Origin of the sequence: Peptostreptococcus russellii, from assembly GCF_003012055.1 — a bacterium.
Lineage (GTDB): Bacteria > Bacillota > Clostridia > Peptostreptococcales > Peptostreptococcaceae > Peptostreptococcus > Peptostreptococcus russellii.
Map to the genome: position 1 here is coordinate 15,536 of NZ_JYGE01000001.1, position 21,079 is coordinate 36,614.

Below are 21,079 nucleotides of genomic sequence, written 5' to 3' on the forward strand. Positions count from 1 at the left end.
AGGGTAGAATATAGCTTAAGTAATTATACGGATTATTTTATGGGGGTTTTATAATGGCTGGAATGGATATTGGAATAGATTTGGGCACTGCTAATGTCTTGATAGTAGTAGATGATAAGGGAGTAGTACTTAGCGAACCTTCAGTGGTAGCTGTTGATAATAGAATTAATGAAGTTATAGCAGTTGGTAATGAAGCATATAAAATGATAGGTAGAACACCTAAAGAAATAGAAACTATAAAACCTATGATGAACGGTGTGATATCTGATTATGATAATGCCGAAAAAATGCTTCGTGGATTTATAGATATGTTGGGTGAGAAGAAGGGTATGGGCAAGATTGTAATGCCTAGAATTATGGTATCAGTACCATCAAATATCACAGATATAGAAAAAAAAGCAGTAGAAGATGCAACTAAGCAGGCTGGTGCTAGAGAGGTATTACTTATAGAAGAACCTGTAGCAGCTGCAATAGGGGCTGGAATTGATATTACAAGACCAGGTGGACATTTGGTAGTAGATATAGGTGATGGGACTACAGACGTTGCTGTTATATCACTAGGTGGTACTGTGGTTAGTGATTCGATCAAAGTTGGAGGAAGTAGATTCAATAATGATATTATAAGATATATAAAGAGAAACTATAATGTTATTATAGGTGAAAGAACGTCAGAGACAATTAAAAAAGATATTGGATCAGCATATAGAAGACAAGAAGAAAGATTTATAAAAATAACTGGTAGAGATTTGACTACGGGACTTCCAAAGTCTATCACTGTAAGTTCTTTTGAAATAATGGATGCTATGAGTGAAAGTGTTATTCAGATTATAAATCTTGTAATAAAGGTTCTTCAAGACACTCCACCAGAACTAGCATCGGATATAGCTGCGTCAGGTATTATTTTAACTGGTGGTGGATCTCTTTTATATGGTATGGATAAAAAGATTGCTGAAATGACTGGTTTGAGGGTTATTATGGCAGAAGATCCAATAAGTTGTGTTGCTATAGGCACAGGAATAGCTTTAGGTTCAGTAGATATCCTTCAAGTATCAGGAACAATATAAAGTATTTTTCAGCTGAAATGTAGATTATAGCTGAATTAGTTAGAAAAAATACTATTGACAATTATATTTAATAGTGTTAATATAGCTTTATGAAAAATTAATAAATCTTGATTTACCTTATCAAGAGTGGCAGAGGGACAGGCCCTGTGAAGCCCGGCAACCGTGTAGATGCGGTGCTAATTCCTACAAGAAAATTTCTTGAGAGATGAGGTTAGCTTACATTTTTATGTGAATTAATTAGCCTCTTCAATTTGAAGGGGCTAATATTTTTTTGAGATAAGATAATAATATTTTGAAAGGGAGATTAAAATGGCTAGACATTTATTTACATCAGAGTCAGTAACAGAAGGGCATCCAGATAAGCTTTGTGATCAGGTATCAGATGCGATACTAGATGCATTGCTTGAAAAGGATCCAAATTCTAGAGTGGCTTGTGAGACAACAGCTACCACTGGAATAATATTGGTAGCAGGGGAAATATCAACAAATGCTTATGTTGATATTCCTAAAATAGTAAGGGAAACAGTAGAAGAAATTGGATATATAAGAGGTAAATTTGGTTTTGATGCAGCAAATTGTGGTGTTATGACTGCCATAGATGAGCAGTCAAATGATATAGCAATAGGTGTTGATGAGGGATTAGAATCAAAATCAGGTGAAAGTGTAGAAGATGAAATAGAAAAAGTAGGTGCTGGTGATCAGGGAATTATGTTTGGTTTTGCTTGCAATGAAACTCCAGAACTAATGCCACTTCCAATATCTTTGGCACATAAGCTTTCTAGAAAGCTTACAGAGATTAGAAAATCAGGTGAGTTAAATTACCTGAGACCAGATGGTAAAACTCAGGTAACAGTAGAATATGAAGACGATAAGCCAGTAAGAGTTCATACAGTACTAATTTCAGCTCAGCATGACTCTGAAACAGAAAGTGAACAAATCAGAGAAGATATCATAGAAAAGGTAATAAAAGCTACAATACCAGCAGAATTAATAGATGATGATACCTTATACTATGTAAACCCAACAGGTAGATTTGTTGTTGGTGGACCACATGGTGATACAGGACTTACTGGAAGAAAAATAATAATAGATACATACGGCGGATACTCAAGACATGGTGGAGGGGCTTTCTCAGGAAAGGATCCAACAAAGGTTGATAGATCAGCTTGTTATGCTGCAAGACATGTAGCAAAGAATATTGTAGCAGCTGGCCTTGCAGATAAGTGTGAAATAGAACTTTCATATGCGATAGGTGTTGCTAGACCTTTATCTATATTTGTTGATACTTTTGGAACAGGAAAGTTATCAAATGAAAGATTAGTTGAGATAGTAAGAGAAAACTTTGACTTAAGACCAGGAGCCATTATAAGAAACCTTGATTTAAGAAGACCTATATATAAGCAGACTGCTGCATATGGTCACTTTGGTAGAACTGATATAGATTTACCTTGGGAAGAATTAAATATGGTAGACAAGCTAAAAAGCTATTTATAATAAAATAAAAAAGGAGACATATGTCTCCTTTTTTTTATTGAGCAAGTTTTTCCTTGTCTCTTCTCTTAATATTTTTAAATCCTATAAACCAAAGTGGGAATATAATAAAAAACCAGTTAAATATTCCAAGGTATTTGTAAGCTACATTTACGACCCACATAAGTCCTAGAGTAGATACAGCATAACAAGCAAGTAGTGTAATTATACTAATAATAGCCTTCTTTAGAATTATATTATCCATTTTCTTAAGTACGTGTGGTTGAACTCTTTCAACTAGACCAAATACAAATCCAACAGCTGTTGTAATAAGAGCTAAGAATAATAATATAGGGTAAAGTACTTCAAGAATTGGGATATTAAGTTGATTTACTATAAATATTGTAGGAAGTTTTCTAGATGCTTCGTTTAGGTATATATCTGGCATACCTGAGAATATTAATAAGCAAATTCCAACTAGCATCAGTAAGTTGATTATACAACCAATGATCATAGCACCCTTAGCTTCTTCTTTATATTGACCACCCTTGAATGAAGATGTGATACCACCAATTGCACTAATCTGGAAACCTGCATAAGTAAGTGCCCATAAAAGAGCATTTCCTATATTTCCAGGAACAGTTTCAGTACTTCCTGAAACACTCCACTTAGACGAATTTGGATTTACATATCCTTCAGACATAAGCTTTACTATTTGTGGTGAAAATTTAATTAGACCTGCAACTAATACTATAGATACTATAATTAAGATTGCTGCTGTCATTATCATTGCATTCTTTCTAACTATTTTTTCTCCAAAAATACATATTAAAGTGACGATTGCTACCATAGCGATAGAACCCACAAGTACTGGTAGACCTAAATACTGATTGGCAAGTAGACCACCTGTTGCAATTGTAGCGGCTGTAGCTGCAATTGTAGTAATAATAATACTGATGTCCATAGCTGGTGTAAAAAATTTAGATAATTTACCAAAAGCTTCTTTGGACCAAGCGTCATAGCTCCACTTATCAGTCTGCCTAGCAGTTTCAAGACCTACATAGTAAGTAAGTGCTATAATGATGAATGTTAATATTGGCATAAATACACCAAACCATCCGTGATTAGCGAAGTATTGAAGTTCCTGAGTACCAGAAGCAAATCCAGCTCCGCAGTGTGTTGAGAACCAAACTGTCGCAACACCGATACTTATGGAAGTTAAATACTTGTTCTTTTTCTTTTCCATTATAAATCCCCCTTATTAAATTGTGAAAAAATGTGAACATATGCTAGAAAACTATTTCCTAATATAGAGATTATTATAACACATATTATATAATTTTTTAACAAAAAAATAAAAAATGTTTATCTTATTTTTTATTGGGTACAATTCTATTAAAATAATATTTTAACGATGAATAGCTTTTTTATGATGAATAGCTTTTTTATTAGGATATTTCTTGAATTATATAAAAGATACGTTAAAAGTATAGTAAGTGAATGGGTAAAAAAGATATATTAAAGTAAGAATATATATAAAAAAAAATTTATACTATATTAAAATTAAGTTTATGCTTACTTAAAGTAATATTTTTTAAATCGTGCTTGTATGATAAAATTGTCTACTGAGAAAACGTTTTAATTAGAATTCGAAATAGTTAGATAACATACTTTTTCACTATTTTATTAAATATTATGAATATTTTTAAATGGAGGTTTTCAATATGAAGGGTTTTGCAATGCTAGAAATAGGTAAAGTTGGCTGGATTGAAAAAGAAGAACCAAAATGTGGTCCAATGGACGCTATAGTTAAACCGATTGCTTTGGCTCCTTGTACATCTGACGTACATACTGTATGGGAAGGTGCTGTAGGAGAAAGAAGTGATATGATTCTAGGCCATGAATGTTGTGGTGAAATTGTAGAGGTTGGAGAACTAGTTAAGGATTTTAAGGCTGGTGATAGAGTACTTGTTCCAGCTATTACACCTGATTGGAACTCTCTAGAAGCTCAGGGTGGCTATAGTATGCACTCTGGTGGTATGTTGGCTGGCTGGAAATTTTCAAACTTTAAGGATGGTGTTTTTGGAGAACTTTTCCATGTAAATGATGCTGATGGAAACCTAGCTCTTCTTCCAGATAATATAGAGCCAGAAGAAGCTTGTATGTTATCAGATATGGTTCCTACTGGTTTTCATGGTGTTGAGCTTGCAGATGTTCAGTTCGGTGATGAAGTATTAGTTATTGGTATTGGACCAGTTGGTCTAATGGCAGTTGCTGGAGCTAATTTAAGAGGAGCTTCTAGAATTTTAGCAGTTGGTACTAGACAAGTATGTATAGATGCAGCAAAGTTCTATGGTGCGACAGACTTTATTAGCTATAAGGATGGTCCTATAGCTAAGCAGGTACTAGATATGACAGATGGCAAGGGTGTAGATAGAGTAATTATAGCTGGTGGTACTGTGGATACATTTGCTGAAGCTGTAGAATGCTTAAAGCCAGGTGGTAAGATTGGTAATGTAAACTACTTAGGTTCAGGTGATTATGTAAAGATTCCTAGAGTTGAATGGGGAGTAGGTATGGGTCACAAGGAAATCAAGGGTGGCTTGATGCCAGGTGGAAGACTTAGAATGGAAAAGTTAGCAAAGTTGGTGTCTGTAGGAAAGCTTGATTTGTCTAAGTTGATTACACACAGATTTGAAGGTTTTGATCATGTAGAAGAAGCCTTGATACTTATGAAAGACAAGCCAAGGGATCTTATAAAACCAGTTGTAAGAGTAGAAAAATAGACATAAAATTGAATTTATTATATAATGTACCTGTTAGAAGAGTTGAGATATACAGGTCCTTATAGAGATTATAAATGGCCCGTTTTTACGGGTCATTTTTATTAATATTATTTAAAATAGCAATATGAATAATAAAAATTAGTAAGTTATTTTCGACTTGAAGGGAGGAGAAGGGTAGATTTACCTTTCGAATAAATATATGAAGATTTTACTTGTATCAGGATTTTTGGGAGCGGGAAAGACTACTTTTATTGAGGAGATGACAAGGAAAGTAAAAAAAGATTTTGTTGTTTTAGAAAATGAATATGGAGAAGTAGGCATAGATGGAGATTTATTGAAGAAAGATTATGATAAGGTCTGGGAAATGACAGAAGGTTGTATATGTTGTTCTATGAAGTCGAACTTTGCAAACTCTGTTATGACAATCGCAAATTCTATGGATCCAGAAATACTAATTGTGGAGCCAACTGGAGTGGGTATGTTAAGTTCAGTTATGAATAATATTAAGAAAGTTGAATATGACAGAATACAGATACTAGAGCCTGTTACTATAGTGGATCCTATGTGTATAGATCTTTACAAGGAAGAGTTTCAAGATATATTTATAGACCAGATAAAAAGTTCAAGAATGATAATAATATCTAAAACAGAGGGGCTAGAACTTGACTTGATTGAAAATGCGAAAAAGTTTATAAAAGATATTAATCCAGAAGCAGATATTTTTGATGGGGGCTACTCTAGGTATGATACTTCTTGGTGGGAAGGAATTTTAGAAAAACCATGGATATCAAGAGATGACTCTAAAAAGGGAGTGGCTTTGGAGAGTGAGATTGACAATATAGGCTTTACAGGTGTATCATTTGACAGTCTGCTAACTTTTCAAAGTTATATGTCGGCAATAATGAGAGCTAGGTTTGGAAATATTATAAGGGCAAAGGGATTTTTAAAAATCAATGATGTTTGGACAAAGCTTGATATAGTTGGAGAAAACTATACATTGAAAGAAATAGAGCCGATGGACACTTCAAAAATAATATTGATAGGAACTGATCTACATAAAGAAGAATTAACGATATTATTTAAACAAGATTAAGTTAAAATAAAAGAAATAATATAAAAGTTTGACGAGAATTATCTTAAGTAAAGAAAGTTTGTGATGTTATTTGAACAAAGAAACGTTATCATGTAAAAAATAACTTTTTATATACTTAAATAAAATATTAGCAAATAGCTATGATAAAAATAATAAATTGACTAAATTACATCAGGAGGCATTTATGGAAAAGTTTGAAGGTACAGTTTCAGATATTGTTTTTTACAATGAAGACAATGGCTACACTGTAGCAAAAATAAAAACTGAAGATTTTACAGAAGTAATCACGGGGATTATGCCTGGAATTGCCACTGGTGAAAATATAGAAATAGAAGGAACTTGGAATATTCACGATACATATGGAAGACAGTTTAATGTATCTTCTTATCAGGTTGTCGTTCCATCGACAATTAGTGGTATACTTTCTTTTCTCTCATCAGGGGTAATTAAGGGTGTTGGAGAAAAAATGGCAAAAAAAATAGTTGATATGTTTGGAATACAAACTTTAGAAGTTATACAAAAACACCCAGAAGAATTATTGAAAATTGAAGGTATAGGACAAAAAAAGTTAGCTCCGATAATAGAAAGTTATAATGAAAATATGGGAGTTAAAAATGTTATAGTTGCACTTTCACCATATGGAATAAGTCCCAAGTTGAGTATGAAGATATTTAAAAAATATGGATCTGCCTCCTTAGATGTTGTGAGAAGCAATCCATACCAATTAATAGATGATATAGTCGGTATAGGATTTAAGGTTGCGGATGATATAGCAAAAAGCTCTGGGATAGAGGCAGATTCAAGATATAGGATTGAGCAGGGGATTATACATGTTTTAAAGTCATCGATAAACAATGGTCACACTTTTTTACCAGAAGAAATAGTGACAAAAGAAGCCTTGGAACTTTTGACTGTTGATAAGGAAAAAGTAGAAGAATCTATATTTGAACTTGCACTGGCTCGTAAGATCGTGCTTGAAAGTTATGGTGGATACAACATAATATATCTTTCAAGATATTATAGGGCAGAATTGGATGTTTGTGTGAATCTTGTTAAACTATCAAATGCTAGTCACAAAGACCTTAAAATTGATATAGAGTCTGAACTAGAGGAATTTCAAGAAAATGAAGGAATTTATCTTGCTGCGGCACAGAAACAAGCAGTAAGAGCAGCATTTGAAAATGGGGTAATGGTTTTGACAGGTGGTCCTGGTACAGGTAAGACTACAACAATCAATACTATTATCAATCTATTTAAAATAAATAACAATAAGGTAGTTCTTGCAGCTCCAACGGGAAGAGCGGCTAAGAGGATGACTGAAACAACTGGTGTAGAAGCTAAAACAATACATAGACTACTTGAAATGGCATTTGATTCTGATGATAGAGTAATATTTACAAAAAACCAAGAAGAACCAATAGAGGCGGACGTTATAATAGTTGATGAAGCATCTATGATAGATATATTTTTGATGGACAATCTTTTAAAAGCTATGAGCTTAAAAACAAGATTGATAATTGTAGGTGATGCAGATCAGCTTCCTTCAGTAGGGGCAGGAAATGTACTTGGAGATATTATATCATCAGAAGTAATAACTACAATTAGATTGACTGAGATTTTCAGACAGGCACAGGAGAGCGATATAATAGTAAATGCTCATAAAATAAACAATGGACAAGATATTGTAGCCAATAAAAAAAATAGTGATTTCTTCTTTATTAATAAGGAAAGTGATGAGGAAATTCTTCGTGAAATAGAAAGTTTATTGAGTGGAAGACTCGGGAAATTTTATAAGATTGATTCATTAAAAGATATACAGGTTCTCTCTCCTATGAGAAAAGGAACTGCAGGCGTAAATAATATAAATATAGAGCTTCAAAAGGTACTAAACCCTCATTTTAAATCTAGGCAAGAAGTTGAACTTATGAAGAGAATATTTAGAGTAGGCGATAAAGTAATGCAGATAAAAAATAATTATTCAAGAAATTGGAATAATGAAAAGGGAACAGAGCATGGTGAAGGTATCTACAATGGAGATATAGGTTATATATACCATATAGATAAGGCGGCAAAAACAATATATATTATTTTTGATGAATATAAAATTTTTAAATATAAATTTGATGAACTAGATGAACTAGAACACTGTTTTTGTACAACTGTTCATAAAAGTCAGGGTAGTGAGTTTCCCGTAGTGATAATGCCTATGACTTGGGGACCTCCGATGCTTTTGAGTAGAAATCTTTTATATACTGCAGTTACAAGGGCTAAGAAACTCGTGGTAATTGTAGGTAGAAAAAAATATATGGACTATATGATTTCCAATAACAGGAATAATGACAGATATTCTAATCTAGCCTACAAGCTATCCTCATTTAAAAGAAATGATATACTGGAATTAGATTAAAGCCTAAAATATCTATGTCTCCTAAAAAGGAGAAGAGATGTCTTTTTATATAAAACTATTTGAAAAAAGCGTTAAAGTAGCGGAAAAAATAATAGAAACAATATATCCGAAAAATTTAAACTGCATAATATGTTCAATGCCTATAAGTAGGGAAAATAAGTATTCTATGTGTAAAACTTGCTTTGACGAGATAATATTTATTAAAGACTCATGTGAAAAATGTGGAAAAGCAGTTATAAACACAAATTTAGATGAGGAAGTATATTTAAAGGATTGTCCTTATTGTAGGAATAAAAACTTTTTATTTGATAGGAATATTTCTATCTTAGAATACGGAGAGGTATCTAAAAAGTTAGTGTTTTTTCTAAAGTATGGCAAAAAAACATATTTATCTAAAATAATAGCAGAAATGATATTTGATTCTCTTTCTAATTCAAATAAATTAGAGGAGCTTATTGGAGTAGATTATATAACATACGTGCCCTTGAGCAAGAAGAGGCTTAAAAAAAGAGGATTTAATCAATCCCAAAAATTGGCTATATACTTTTCTAATAAGATGGGGATAGAATGTGTGGATATGTTGATAAGAAATAAAGATACAAAGAAATTACATCAATTAAATTATAAAGAACGCAAAAAAGAATTAAAAAATGTCTTTTCTGTGGATAAAAAATTCAAAGGTGAAATAGAGAGCAAGAATATACTTTTGATAGATGATATATTTACCACAGCCAGTACGGTGGATGAGATAAGCAAAGTTTTAAAGTTAAATGGTGCAGATAAAGTCATATCATTAACATTTTTAACAGGAAAATATGTAAAAGATATTGACATTTAAGTCATAAGCATTTAAACTAAGAAAGTATTTAGGTCTGTGGTTGAAAGTCCAAGCCAGTCGCGGGCAAAGGGATCCACGTAAGCATTACAAAAAATTATAAAGATGTGAGCATGGCGCGGCTTAGAAGTAAGACCTGCCGATAATAAAATCGAGAGAGTTAGTAGTGCGGCAAACCCAAAGCGAAAGTTCCAGCAGGCGAGTGTGGGGTCAAAGATCAGGTCAGCTAAATATGAAGCTTCCTTTAAGTTTTTAAGGGGAGCTTTTTCTTATGGAAATTTTTTATTATTTTTGCATAAAGATTATTGTTTTTGCATAAAAATAGTAAGTAAATTGTATCGCTAAGTGTAAAAGTAGGGAAAGAAGCATCGTGGAAAATCTTATTAGTAAAATACTTATTATTTTGAACTATACATTTATTATTAGATATTATATACTGAAAGAAATTATGAAAAATATTTGTTCTAGATAGCTTTATAGCTAGAATATTTTTAGCTATAGGATAGAAAAAGCAGCGCCTAAGCGCCGCTTTTCAAACTATTAAAATATATTTTATTTTAACGTACTAGCTTTTGTTTTTCTATCAGTTTTCCACAAGCATATATAAGTGTAACTTTGATAGGGAAAATTGCTATGAATTTAATAACTCTAGGTATGGCAAATATTTTTGCACCATACATAATGCTTAACCAAATAGGTGTAAGCAATAGTGTTATTACAATTCCTTCAAATAATACGCAAAGTGAAATTCTTTTAATAGATAATTCCTTTTTGTATAAAAATAGTCCGTAAATTATACCGCTAAGTATAGCATTAAGTGTAAAACCAGGGAAAAATGGTCCTGTTGGTCTAATTATATATTGTATTATATCAGAGACTCCAGCGATAAGACCTGCAATAAGGGGACCATACATCATAGCAGCCATTACAATTGCTAAAAAGCCGAATGAAATTTCCATTATGTTGCTAAGTACAATTCTGAAGAAATCAACTATGACTGCAATTGCTATTAGTAATGCTGATCCCGTTAAAGTACGAACATCTTTAAGACTTGCTCCTTTTAAATTGAATTTTTCCTTCATTTGTTCACCTCCTAACGAACGCAAATTTTATAGTATATAATATTATTTATATAATATACTATAATTTTATAAAAATCAATCATTGTATTTATATTTTTAAATAAATAGATTTTACAGAACAGATTATAACATAATAGTGCTTGAGTTCAAAAGATATTTTAATAAGCAAATCATACAGATTATATTTATTAAGTAAATATGATTTTTTAGACATAAGATAGATACTTGATAGCCTTAGATGAAGTTATTAGATCTAGATTTTTGATGGGAAAGAGTACATTTACTAAAAAATGATATATAGTAAAAAATATAAAAAAGAGTTTATAATATCAAAAATAAAATACATATTATTTAGAAATAATAAAAAAATAATAATTAAAATAAAAAGAAAGCAATATTCAAAATAAATATCAAAAAGATAGTTAGGCAAAATAAAAGCAATAAAATAAAAAAATCAATATATAAAAATAGCAAGGGTCAAAGTAATTATCAAAAGAGCAATTAAAAAAAAGAGGAGGTTTATATGAATTCTAGTTCTAAGAAAAAGTTATACAATATATTTTTTCCAATTTGGATACTGTGGTTAATACCTACAACTTGGCTGATTGTAATACCCTTAAATTTCATTTTAGATTTTTTAGTACTCTTTATATCAATGAAATTAATTAAGATTGAAAATCCATTTGTAAACTCTAAAAAGAGTATATTTAGAGTATTTATTTCAGGTTTTTTGGCAGACTTTGTGTCCTCTGCCCTACTGATCTGTCTAACAATATTATTTAGTGAAGTAAATTCAAGTAGTCTTGTTTTAGAAAACTTATTCAGAAATCCATTTTTATCTGTGAAATCTTTTTTAATAATGATGGTTTTTGTTGTTCTGGCAGCTATTCTCATATATATCTTTAATTATTATGTTAGTTTTAGAAAATTAAATATTGAGAGTTTAGAAAAAAAGAAATTAGCCCTATCATTAGCTATTTTCACAGCACCATATTTTTTCTTGTTGCCAACTGAGATGTTGTATAATATTTTGTCATAAAGATCTTTTATAAAGAGAGATATTTATAAATTAAGAGAGTTAGATTTATAAAAGGATATTATATTGATGAAATAGAATTATACTTATGAAAGATGCCCATATTGGAAAATAAATAAATAATAAATTAAGAAATAAGATATATGGCTAAATCAAAAAGTTACGTCAAAAAAAAGAACTGTTGAGTAAAGAAAGTTACACCAATAAAAAGAAATCTTGAATCAAAAAGCCATATCAATAAAGAATTGTTGAGTTAAGAAAGTTAAAATAATAAAAAATGCTGAATTAAGGGTTTTAATGGACGATTAGAAGAATGTAGTATTAAATAATAAAAATATATTGTTGAATATGAGAAAATTAATGGATATTTAGATAGATTTTATGATTTTTAAAGCTAATTTAAAGGTGAATATTGTAGAATATATTATATAGTTATAAAATATATTAAAATAAGAGTCATATGAGTAATATAATAAAATAAGACTAGAATTATTAAATATACTTTTTAGTCTAGGGAAATATCTAATTAATTATAGAAGTTGATTTAAAAATAGAAAACTAAATTTAAAAACGATAATAATATATTGTAGAGAAAAAATTATTATTAGAGAGGGTAAACAGTTAGAAATTTTATTGTATATAGGCTTTGATTTACAATAGATAGATTCCATTGTGGGTATTAATATATCAATATTTATGATAAAATAAACTATGTATATGAATTAAGGAATTTTAACTAAGGAGATGTGCGAATGAGTTTTTTAGATAGCCTTTTTAATATGGCGGATAAGAAAGATTTGAAGCGATTTAATAAAATCGCTGATCAGATAGATAATGTTGGGGAAAAGTATGCAGCTATGACTGATGAGCAGTTGCAGGCTATGACTCCAGAGTTTCAAAAAAGATTAAAAAATGGAGAAACAGTAGATGATATATTGGTAGATGCTTTTGCAGTTGTAAGAGAGGCTTCTACTAGAATTTTAGGGATGAGACACTTTAGAGTTCAGTTGATAGGTGGTATGGTTCTTCATCAGGGTCGTATAGCAGAGATGAAAACTGGTGAAGGTAAGACACTTGTGGCTACTTGTCCAGTATATCTAAATGCACTTGAAGGCAAGGGAGTTCATGTTATAACAGTAAATGACTACCTTGCAAAGCGTGACCGTGATCAAATGGCAAAAGTATATGAATTTTTAGGACTTTCAGTAGGGGTAATTGTCCATGGACAAAATCCTCAGGAAAGAAAAAAACAATATATGTGCGATATAACTTACGGTACAAATAATGAGTATGGATTTGACTACCTAAAGGATAATATGGTAATTCATGAAGAGCAGATGGTTCAAAGAGGATTAAATTTTGCTATTGTCGATGAGGTCGATTCAATACTTGTCGATGAAGCTAGAACACCTCTTATTATTTCTGGACCTGGAGATAAGTCTACTCATCTATATTCAGATGCAAATGTATTTATATTGACATTAGATGAAGAAGATTATGAAAAAGAAGAAAAGGATAAAGCAGTTTCTCTTACTGAATCAGGTATTAGAAAGGCAGAAATATATTTCAATGTGGAAAATATTACTACCTTGGAACACACTGAGCTTTATCATCATATAAATCAAGCTTTGAAGGCACATACAATTATGAAAAAAGATGTTGATTATGTTGCTAAGGAAGGCGAAATAGTAATAGTTGATGAGTTTACTGGTAGATTGATGTTTGGTAGAAGATATTCTGATGGTCTACATCAGGCTATTGAGGCCAAAGAAGGTCTAACTATTCAAAGAGAATCAAAGACTTTGGCTACTATTACATTCCAGAATTACTTTAGAATGTACACAAAGTTATCAGGTATGACAGGTACAGCTAAGACTGAAGAAGAAGAGTTTAAATCAATATATAAGATGGACGTTTTTCAGGTACCAACAAATAAACCTATACTTAGAAAAGATAGCCCAGATGTAGTATATGCAAATCAATTAGCTAAGTTTAATGCTGTTGCTGATGATATTGCAGAAAGACATGAAAGAAAGCAGCCAGTACTAGTAGGTACTGTATCAATAGAAAAATCAGAGCTTTTATCAAGTATACTTACTCAGCACGGAATTAAGCATGAAGTATTGAACGCAAAATTCCATGAAAAAGAGGCAGAAATAATCGCTCAGGCTGGTAGACTAGGAGCCGTAACAATAGCAACAAATATGGCTGGTAGAGGTACAGATATTGTTCTTGGAGGTAATCCATCTTTCATGGCTCTAAGAGAAATGAAGAGATTAAACTTTACAGATGAAATGATCAATAGAGTAAACTCAGCAAATGAAACAGCAGGTGTTGAAGATAATGAAGAATATGATGCTGCTAGAAAAACATATAAAAAATTATATGATGAGTTTAAAAAGCAGACAGAAGAAGAACAGCAGCAAGTTATAGAAGCGGGTGGACTTTGTATATTAGGCACTGAAAGACATGAGTCTCGTAGAATAGATAATCAGTTGAGAGGTCGTGCGGGTCGTCAGGGAGATCCAGGTGAATCTAGATTTTATATAGCTCTTGATGATGATCTTATGAGATTGTTTGGTAGTGAAAAGGTTCAAAAGCTTCTTGGTAGACTTGGTATGGACGACGATACTCCAATAGAACATGGAATGCTTACAAAGTCTATAGAAAATGCCCAGAAGAAGGTCGAAGGTAAGAACTTCAGTATAAGAAAGCATGTTCTTGAATATGACGATGTAATGAATAAGCAAAGAGAAATAATCTATGGAGAAAGAAGAAGAGTTTTATCAGGAGAAAATCTTCAGGAACAGATCCAAATGATGATGAGAGACGTAATCACAGATGCTGTAAATATATTTACAGATGAAAAAGATGTCTTAGATCATGAGGCTTTCAGAGCTCACCTATATCGTAAGTTTGTTCCAGGTGGTGTAATTGACGATATAAAATTATCAGAAATGACTCCATCACAAGCACTAGAAGCAATATATGAAAGAATGTTAGAATTATATGCTGAAAAGGAAGAATTTATAGGCTCAGAAAGAATGAGAGAAGTAGAAAGAATTATACTTCTTCAGTCTGTAGATAATCACTGGATAGATCATATAGATGCTATGGATCAGCTTCGTCAAGGTATTGGTCTAAGAGCAATAGGTCAGATTGACCCAGTCATAGCTTACAAGATGGAAGGTTTCGAAATGTTTGATGATATGAATGCACTTATAAGAGAAGACACAGTGGCATATCTATTCAATATACAGGTAGAAGTTCCAGTTGAAAGAAAGGCTGTAGTAGATGTTGATTCACTTGAGTCTCCAGATACAGAGGAAGACTTTGAAGAAAGAGCAAAGCAGAATCAACAGGCAGTAGCAGAGCCAAAGGTTGGAAGAAATGATCCATGCCCATGTGGTAGTGGTAAAAAGTATAAAAACTGCTGCGGTAGATAATATATAGAATTATCAAGACAGTATGTATATGTTTTACATACTGTCTTTTTTGACAAAAAATATATTCTTATATTGTAAAGATGATGCTTACTTTGAGTGAATTATTAATATTTTAAGCAGAGTAATATTGAATACTTATAAGAGTTTAAATATGGTATAAGAGTTTAAATATGATATAAGAGTTTAAATATGGTATAAGAGTTTAAGTATGAAAATTATACCTTTTAAGTATTTTGAAATTATATTAAAAAATAAAATTATTCAATTATAGCAAAGGGTAAGTATTTCTAATAGTAATGAAAAAACATACAAAAAATTATAAAATAGAGAGTTAGTAATAAAAAGGAGATGGTAGATATGATTAATATTCAAGATTATAAGGCGGAGTGTGAAGAACTTTCGTCTAAAGTGAGAGAGCTGGGTGTTTCACTTTGACTTGGATAGTCTAAAAGCAAGACAGGCAGATATAAATACAATGATGGAAGAACAAAGTTTCTGGGAAAATAGCGAAAAATCGAATCAAATTTTACAAGAAAACAAGCATATTTCTAAAATGTTGGAAGAATTTAATAGCCTAGTGAAATCACTTGAAGATATAGAAGTATTGATTGAATTAAGCGAAGATATGACAAGTGAAGAAGAGGATATGGAGATTCATGACTCTATGGAAGAACAGATTAAGCAAATTAAAGATAAGTTAGAAGAGATGACTCTTCAAATGCTTTTTTCTGGAGAGTATGATGCAAATAATGCCATACTTTCAATAAACTCAGGTACAGGAGGATTGGATGCACAGGATTGGTCACAAATGTTACTAAGAATGTATATCAGATGGGCTGAGGATAGAGATTATAAGGTAAAGTTGATAGATCTGATATCTGATCCAGAAGCGGGTATTAAGACTGCGACAATATTGGTTCAAGGTAATAATGCTTACGGTCATCTAAAGAGTGAAAAGGGAGTACATAGACTTGTTAGAATGTCACCTTTTGATTCATCAGGAAAAAGGCATACATCTTTTGCATCAATAGACGTAACACCAGAGTTGGATGATAATATTGACATAGAACTTAATCCATCAGATTTAAAGATTGATACTTATAGAGCTTCAGGTGCAGGTGGTCAGCATGTCAATACTACGGATTCGGCAGTTAGAATTACTCATCTACCTACAGGCTTGGTGGTATCTTGTCAGAATGAGAGAAGTCAGCATACCAATAAAGAGGTTGCGATGAAACTTTTGATTGCCAGATTAATTCAGATAAAAGAAGAAGAGAACAAAGAAAAGATAGATGATATTCATGGCAAATACAATCAGATAACTTGGGGAAGTCAGATTAGGTCATATGTATTTCAGCCTTATAAACTGGTTAAAGACCATAGGACTAATACTGAAAATGCAAATGTAGATGCAGTAATGGATGGAGAAATAGACTCTTTTATCTATGCTTACCTTAGAGAACATATTAATAAGTAAAAATATAAATAAGAGGTGAAAAAATGGATATAGAAAAAATTTTGTGTGAGGACTTAAAACTTAAAAAATTTCAAGTAGATAACACTATAAAATTGATAGATGAAGGAAATACAATTCCTTTTATTGCAAGATATAGAAAAGAAATGACTGGAGAAATGAGCGATATTCAACTAAGAGATTTTGGGGAAAGACTAGCTTATCTTAGAAATTTAGAAGCCAGAAAAGAAGACATCAAAAGATTGATAGATGAGCAAGAAAAATTGACGGATGAAATAGTAAAAAATCTTGAAAAAGCTATGACTCTTCAGGAAGCGGAAGATATATATGCTCCTTATAAGAAAAAGAAGAGAACTAGAGCAGCAATAGCCAAGGAAAGAGGTCTGGAGTCTTTGGCAGCTATGATACTTCTTTCAAACAATGTAGATTTAACTAAGGAAGCTGAGAAGTTTATAGACGAGGATAAGGGCGTAGAAAATATCGATATAGCTATACAAGGGGCAAAAGATATAGTAGCTGAGCAAATGAGTGATAATGCAGATATCAGAAAATACCTTAGAAAAAACGCTCTAGAAAGAGGAATATTAGTATCCAAGGCAAAAGATGAAGAGATCGATTCAGTTTATAAGATGTATTATGATTTTTCAGAAAGCATCAAAACAATTCCTCCTCATAGGGTACTGGCAATTAATAGAGGAGAAAAAGAAGAACTTTTAACTGTAAAGATAAGTATGGATGATTCAAGAATGATAGAACATATCCTTTCAGAGTATGTGGGAAATCAAAATATGGGTAATATAGAAGTTTTAAGGGAAATAGCAGAAGATTCATATAAGAGATTGATCTTTCCATCTATAGAAAGAGAAATGAGAAATCATTTAACGGAAATAGCACAGGAAAGAGCTATAGAAGTCTTTGGAAAAAATCTAAATGGATTATTGCTTCAACCACCTGTAAAAGATATCACAGTTATGGGATTTGACCCTGCATTTAGAACGGGCTGTAAAATAGCGGTTGTAGATAAAAATGGGAAGCTATTAGATTATACTACTGTCTATCCAACTGCACCACAGAATAAAGTTGATGCGGCAAAAAAAGAATTGAAAAAACTTATAGATAAATATGATATAGATATTATATCTATAGGAAATGGTACTGCTTCACGTGAGTCTGAAAAGTTTGTGGCAGAAATGATAGCAGAGATAGATAAAAATGTTAGTTATGTAATAGTAAATGAAGCAGGTGCATCAGTATATTCTGCATCAAAACTAGCCAATGAAGAACATCCCGATATCAATGTATCTATTCGTGGAGCAATATCTATTGCAAGAAGACTGCAAGATCCAATGGCAGAACTTGTGAAAATAGAGCCTAGAAGTATAGGTGTAGGTCAGTATCAGCACGATGTAAATGAAAAAAGACTTACAGAAGTGTTGGATGGAGTAGTAGAAGACTCTGTAAATAAGATAGGTGTAGATGTAAATACGGCATCTTATTCACTGCTAGAGCATGTGGCTGGAATAAGTCCTTCTGTGGCAAAAAATATTGTAGCATATAGAGATGAAAATGGAGAGTTTACTGATATAAAACAAATTAAAAAAGTTAAAAGGTTAGGACCTGCTGCATTTGAACAGTCTGCAGGTTTTATGAGGATAACAAATCCAAAGAATCCATTAGATAATACAGGTATACATCCTGAGAGTTATTCTGCTTGCAAAAAAGCCCTTGATTTGCTTGGATATGATATGGAAGATGTAAAAAATGAAAATTTATCTGATATAGATTCTAGAGTTAAAGATTATGGACTGAATAAGTTATCTGTTGATGCAGATCTAGGAGAAGTGACTTTAAAGGATATTCTTGAAGAAATAAAAAAACCTGGTAGAGATATAAGAGATAGCGGGATAAAGCCAATTCTTAGAACTGATGTTATGAAGATTGATGACTTAGAAGAAGGTATGGAACTAACAGGAACAGTCAGAAACGTAGTAGACTTTGGTGCATTTGTGGATATTGGTATTAAAAATGATGGCTTGGTTCATATTTCTAAGATTTCAAAGAAAAGAATTAAGACACCTGCAGATATTTTAACAGTTGGTGATATTGTTAGGGTTAAAGTAATTGGAATAGATATGGACAAAGGGAAGGTATCTCTGTCTATGAAAGATGTAAAGCAAGATTAGTTGATTGTTTTGCTATTGACAATCATATATATAAGTTATATAATTAAATCAAATATAATATATGTCTTCGGGGGTGGGTGAGATTCCCTACCGGCGGTTATAGCCCGCGAGCTAGATAGTCTAGCTGATTTGGTGTAAGTCCAAAGCCGACAGTAAAGTCTGGATGAGAGAAGAATTTATTACAATTTGTTTATGTTGTAATCAAATCCTGAGGAATAATTTTCTTCAGGATTTTCTTATTTTCCCTCGAAAATAGGAGGATAAAATGGAAAAGGTAAATGTAATTAGGGTTAGAAAAAAAAGGTTATCCACACAATCAGTTGTAAAGGTGGGCTTGTTATCAGCAGTGGCATTTTTGCTTATGTTTATTGAGATGCCTATACCAGGATTGTTCCCAGATTTCTTAAAAATTGATATCTCGGACATACCAGCACTTATAGCAGGTTTGGCACTGGGTCCAGTAGCAGGTATATGCGTAGAAGTAGTAAAGAACTTCCTTCATACAATAGTAGCAACTACTACTGGTGGAGTAGGAGAGCTAGCCAATATAATAGTTGGAAGTGCTTTCGTAGTATCAACATCTTTCGTTTATAGAAGAAAGATGAATATGAAAAATTTAGTAATTGGCTTTGTATGCGGAACTATTTCTATAGTAGTTGTAGGTTCTATAGTAAATTACTTTATAATGCTACCATTTTATGGGCAGTTAATGGGAATGGATGCAATCATAGGATTAGGAAAGGCTGTTAATCCAAAGGTTCACGACTTATTTACATTTGTAATATGGTTTATTGCACCATTTAACTTTATCAAGGGAATAATGATATCTTTATTATCAATTCCTCTATACAAAAAACTAGAAAAGATAATAAAAAATCAGTAAAAATAATTAGAATTAATAAATACAAAAGGCTGTCTTTGATATGAGATAGCCTTTTTATAATATAAAAATAGATGGCTTTAATAAATACATTTAATTATTAGAAAAAATGTTTTGAAAAAACGTTACCATATAGCTATACTTATGATAATATATTATGTAAGGGTGCAATCGGAAAATTTATTTAAAGAGATTTTAGATAGGAGAGAAAAGGATGATAAACCAAGATTATTTTATTGATTTAGCAAAAGAAAAAACAGGTGATGCAATTCAGACAGTAGCAGTGGCAGCTCCACATGATTTGGCAACTCTTGAATCATTAAGAAATGCAGTGGATTTAGGATTTGTAAAGGTAATTCTTGTAGGTGATGAAAAGATTATTACGAGTGTGGCAAAAGAAGCTGATCTAAATATATCAGATATGAAACTTGTTCATGCAGAAGACCTAGCTGATGCAGCACAGAAGGCTGTAGATCAGGTAAGAGAAGGTCATGCAAGTCTTATAATGAAGGGTCTTTTGGATACTTCAGTAATATTAAAGGCTGTTGTTAAGAGAGAAAATGAACTAAGAACAGGAAAGACTCTAAGTTATGTAGGTATATTATTTAATGAAGATAAAGATAGATACTATTTAACTTCAGATGGTGCTATGTTGATAGCTCCTACTTTAGAACAGAAAAAGGGAATAGTAGAAAACTCAGTTGAAGTTGCACACGCACTTGGAGTAGAGTGTCCAAATGTGGCTATGATTTGTGCAAAGGAAAAATATTATGAAAAGATGCCTGCAACAGTAGATGCAACAGCTCTTCAGAAGATGAATCAAGACGGTGAGATAAAGGACTGTGTAGTAAGTGGACCACTTCAGCTTGATAATGCTGTAGATAAGCACGCTGTAGAAGTAAAGGGAGTTAAAGACCCAGTTGCTGGTAAGGCTGATATACTAGTAGTATCTGCTATAGAAGTAGGAAATGTTTTACTAAAGACTGCTAAGTACCTAGGTGGATGGACATTTGGTGGAGTAGTAGTTGGTGCTAAGATTCCTATTGTTGTATGCTCAAGATCTGATAGTGAAGCTGCAAAGTTGGTATCTATAGCTGTTGCTTGTATGATGGCGGCAAAATAGTAAATTTTATGTAAAAAGGGATAAAATATACAATTTTTTAGAAATATTGAACACTCTTTATCTAGAGTGTTCTTTTTCTGTACACTAAAAAATCTTGTAAAGACTTGTATATAAATGATATAATAAAAGGTGGTAATTTTTTATAGTAAATAAAATTTAAGTAATATATTGTTTTTTATGAAGAAAATTTGTAAATAAAA

The 21,079-nt window shown here is 31.9% G+C and carries 14 protein-coding genes and 2 riboswitches; of the genes, 12 read left to right on the forward strand and 2 right to left on the reverse strand.

Features of this window, described 5'->3' with window-relative positions; all coding sequences use genetic code 11:
• Positions 1–53 precede the first annotated feature (53 nt).
• Both mreB and metK read left to right on the forward strand, forming a co-directional pair.
• Positions 54–1,064 carry a rod shape-determining protein gene (mreB, locus tag UF10_RS00095; RefSeq protein ID WP_106775839.1) on the forward strand — a complete coding sequence of 337 codons (1,011 nt, stop codon included), beginning with the start codon at positions 54–56 and terminating at the stop codon, positions 1,062–1,064.
• Between the two features lie 114 nt (positions 1,065–1,178).
• Positions 1,179–1,276, forward strand: a riboswitch (SAM riboswitch).
• A 97-nt stretch (positions 1,277–1,373) separates the two neighbouring features.
• Positions 1,374–2,558, forward strand: coding sequence for a methionine adenosyltransferase (gene metK, locus UF10_RS00100; protein WP_106775840.1), 1,185 nt, complete (start codon positions 1,374–1,376; stop codon positions 2,556–2,558).
• A gap of 34 nt (positions 2,559–2,592) precedes the next feature.
• Here the strand turns inward: metK and UF10_RS00105 are convergent, their stop codons facing one another.
• Complete coding sequence (locus UF10_RS00105; RefSeq protein ID WP_106775841.1) at positions 2,593–3,780, reverse strand: YkvI family membrane protein; 1,188 nt, start codon at positions 3,778–3,780, stop codon at positions 2,593–2,595.
• A gap of 478 nt (positions 3,781–4,258) precedes the next feature.
• On the opposite strand from UF10_RS00105, the gene UF10_RS00110 reads away from it, so the two are divergent.
• The 4 genes from UF10_RS00110 to UF10_RS00125 all read left to right on the forward strand — a co-directional run bounded on the left by UF10_RS00110 (position 4,259) and on the right by UF10_RS00125 (position 9,658).
• Positions 4,259–5,320 carry an NAD(P)-dependent alcohol dehydrogenase gene (locus UF10_RS00110; protein WP_106775842.1) on the forward strand — a complete coding sequence of 354 codons (1,062 nt, stop codon included), beginning with the start codon at positions 4,259–4,261 and terminating at the stop codon, positions 5,318–5,320.
• 199 nt (positions 5,321–5,519) lie between these two features.
• The gene (locus UF10_RS00115) at positions 5,520–6,413 is read left to right on the forward strand and encodes a CobW family GTP-binding protein (RefSeq protein ID WP_106775843.1); all 894 of its coding nucleotides are present in this window, start codon (positions 5,520–5,522) and stop codon (positions 6,411–6,413) included.
• A 184-nt stretch (positions 6,414–6,597) separates the two neighbouring features.
• The gene (gene recD2, locus UF10_RS00120) at positions 6,598–8,820 is read left to right on the forward strand and encodes an SF1B family DNA helicase RecD2 (RefSeq protein ID WP_106775844.1); all 2,223 of its coding nucleotides are present in this window, start codon (positions 6,598–6,600) and stop codon (positions 8,818–8,820) included.
• A 37-nt stretch (positions 8,821–8,857) separates the two neighbouring features.
• The gene (locus tag UF10_RS00125) at positions 8,858–9,658 is read left to right on the forward strand and encodes a ComF family protein (protein WP_106775845.1); all 801 of its coding nucleotides are present in this window, start codon (positions 8,858–8,860) and stop codon (positions 9,656–9,658) included.
• 554 nt (positions 9,659–10,212) lie between these two features.
• On the opposite strand, the gene UF10_RS00130 is transcribed toward UF10_RS00125, so the two are convergent.
• Positions 10,213–10,737, reverse strand: coding sequence for a folate family ECF transporter S component (locus UF10_RS00130; RefSeq protein WP_106775846.1), 525 nt, complete (start codon positions 10,735–10,737; stop codon positions 10,213–10,215).
• Positions 10,738–11,260: 523 nt separating this feature from the next.
• Here UF10_RS00130 and UF10_RS00135 point away from each other — a divergent pair.
• The 6 genes from UF10_RS00135 (at position 11,261) to UF10_RS00160 (ending at position 20,879) form a co-directional block, all read left to right on the forward strand.
• Complete coding sequence (locus UF10_RS00135; protein WP_106775847.1) at positions 11,261–11,776, forward strand: hypothetical protein; 516 nt, start codon at positions 11,261–11,263, stop codon at positions 11,774–11,776.
• A gap of 749 nt (positions 11,777–12,525) precedes the next feature.
• Complete coding sequence (gene secA, locus UF10_RS00140; RefSeq protein ID WP_106775848.1) at positions 12,526–15,219, forward strand: preprotein translocase subunit SecA; 2,694 nt, start codon at positions 12,526–12,528, stop codon at positions 15,217–15,219.
• A 357-nt stretch (positions 15,220–15,576) separates the two neighbouring features.
• Positions 15,577–16,696 (forward strand): peptide chain release factor 2 gene (gene prfB, locus UF10_RS00145; RefSeq protein ID WP_106775849.1). Its coding sequence is split into 2 segments (ribosomal slippage): positions 15,577–15,642 and positions 15,644–16,696, totalling 1,119 coding nucleotides; the frame shifts between segments, so codons are not numbered across the junction.
• Between the two features lie 23 nt (positions 16,697–16,719).
• Positions 16,720–18,876, forward strand: coding sequence for a Tex family protein (locus tag UF10_RS00150; RefSeq protein WP_106775850.1), 2,157 nt, complete (start codon positions 16,720–16,722; stop codon positions 18,874–18,876).
• A 59-nt stretch (positions 18,877–18,935) separates the two neighbouring features.
• A riboswitch (FMN riboswitch) is annotated at positions 18,936–19,055 on the forward strand.
• Between the two features lie 86 nt (positions 19,056–19,141).
• Positions 19,142–19,759 (forward strand): ECF transporter S component, encoded by a 618-nt coding sequence (locus tag UF10_RS00155; protein WP_106775851.1) that lies wholly within the window; start codon positions 19,142–19,144, stop codon positions 19,757–19,759.
• A gap of 211 nt (positions 19,760–19,970) precedes the next feature.
• Positions 19,971–20,879, forward strand: a complete 909-nt coding sequence (locus tag UF10_RS00160; RefSeq protein WP_106775852.1) for a bifunctional enoyl-CoA hydratase/phosphate acetyltransferase — start codon at positions 19,971–19,973, stop codon at positions 20,877–20,879.
• The last annotated feature ends 200 nt before the right edge of the window (positions 20,880–21,079 follow it).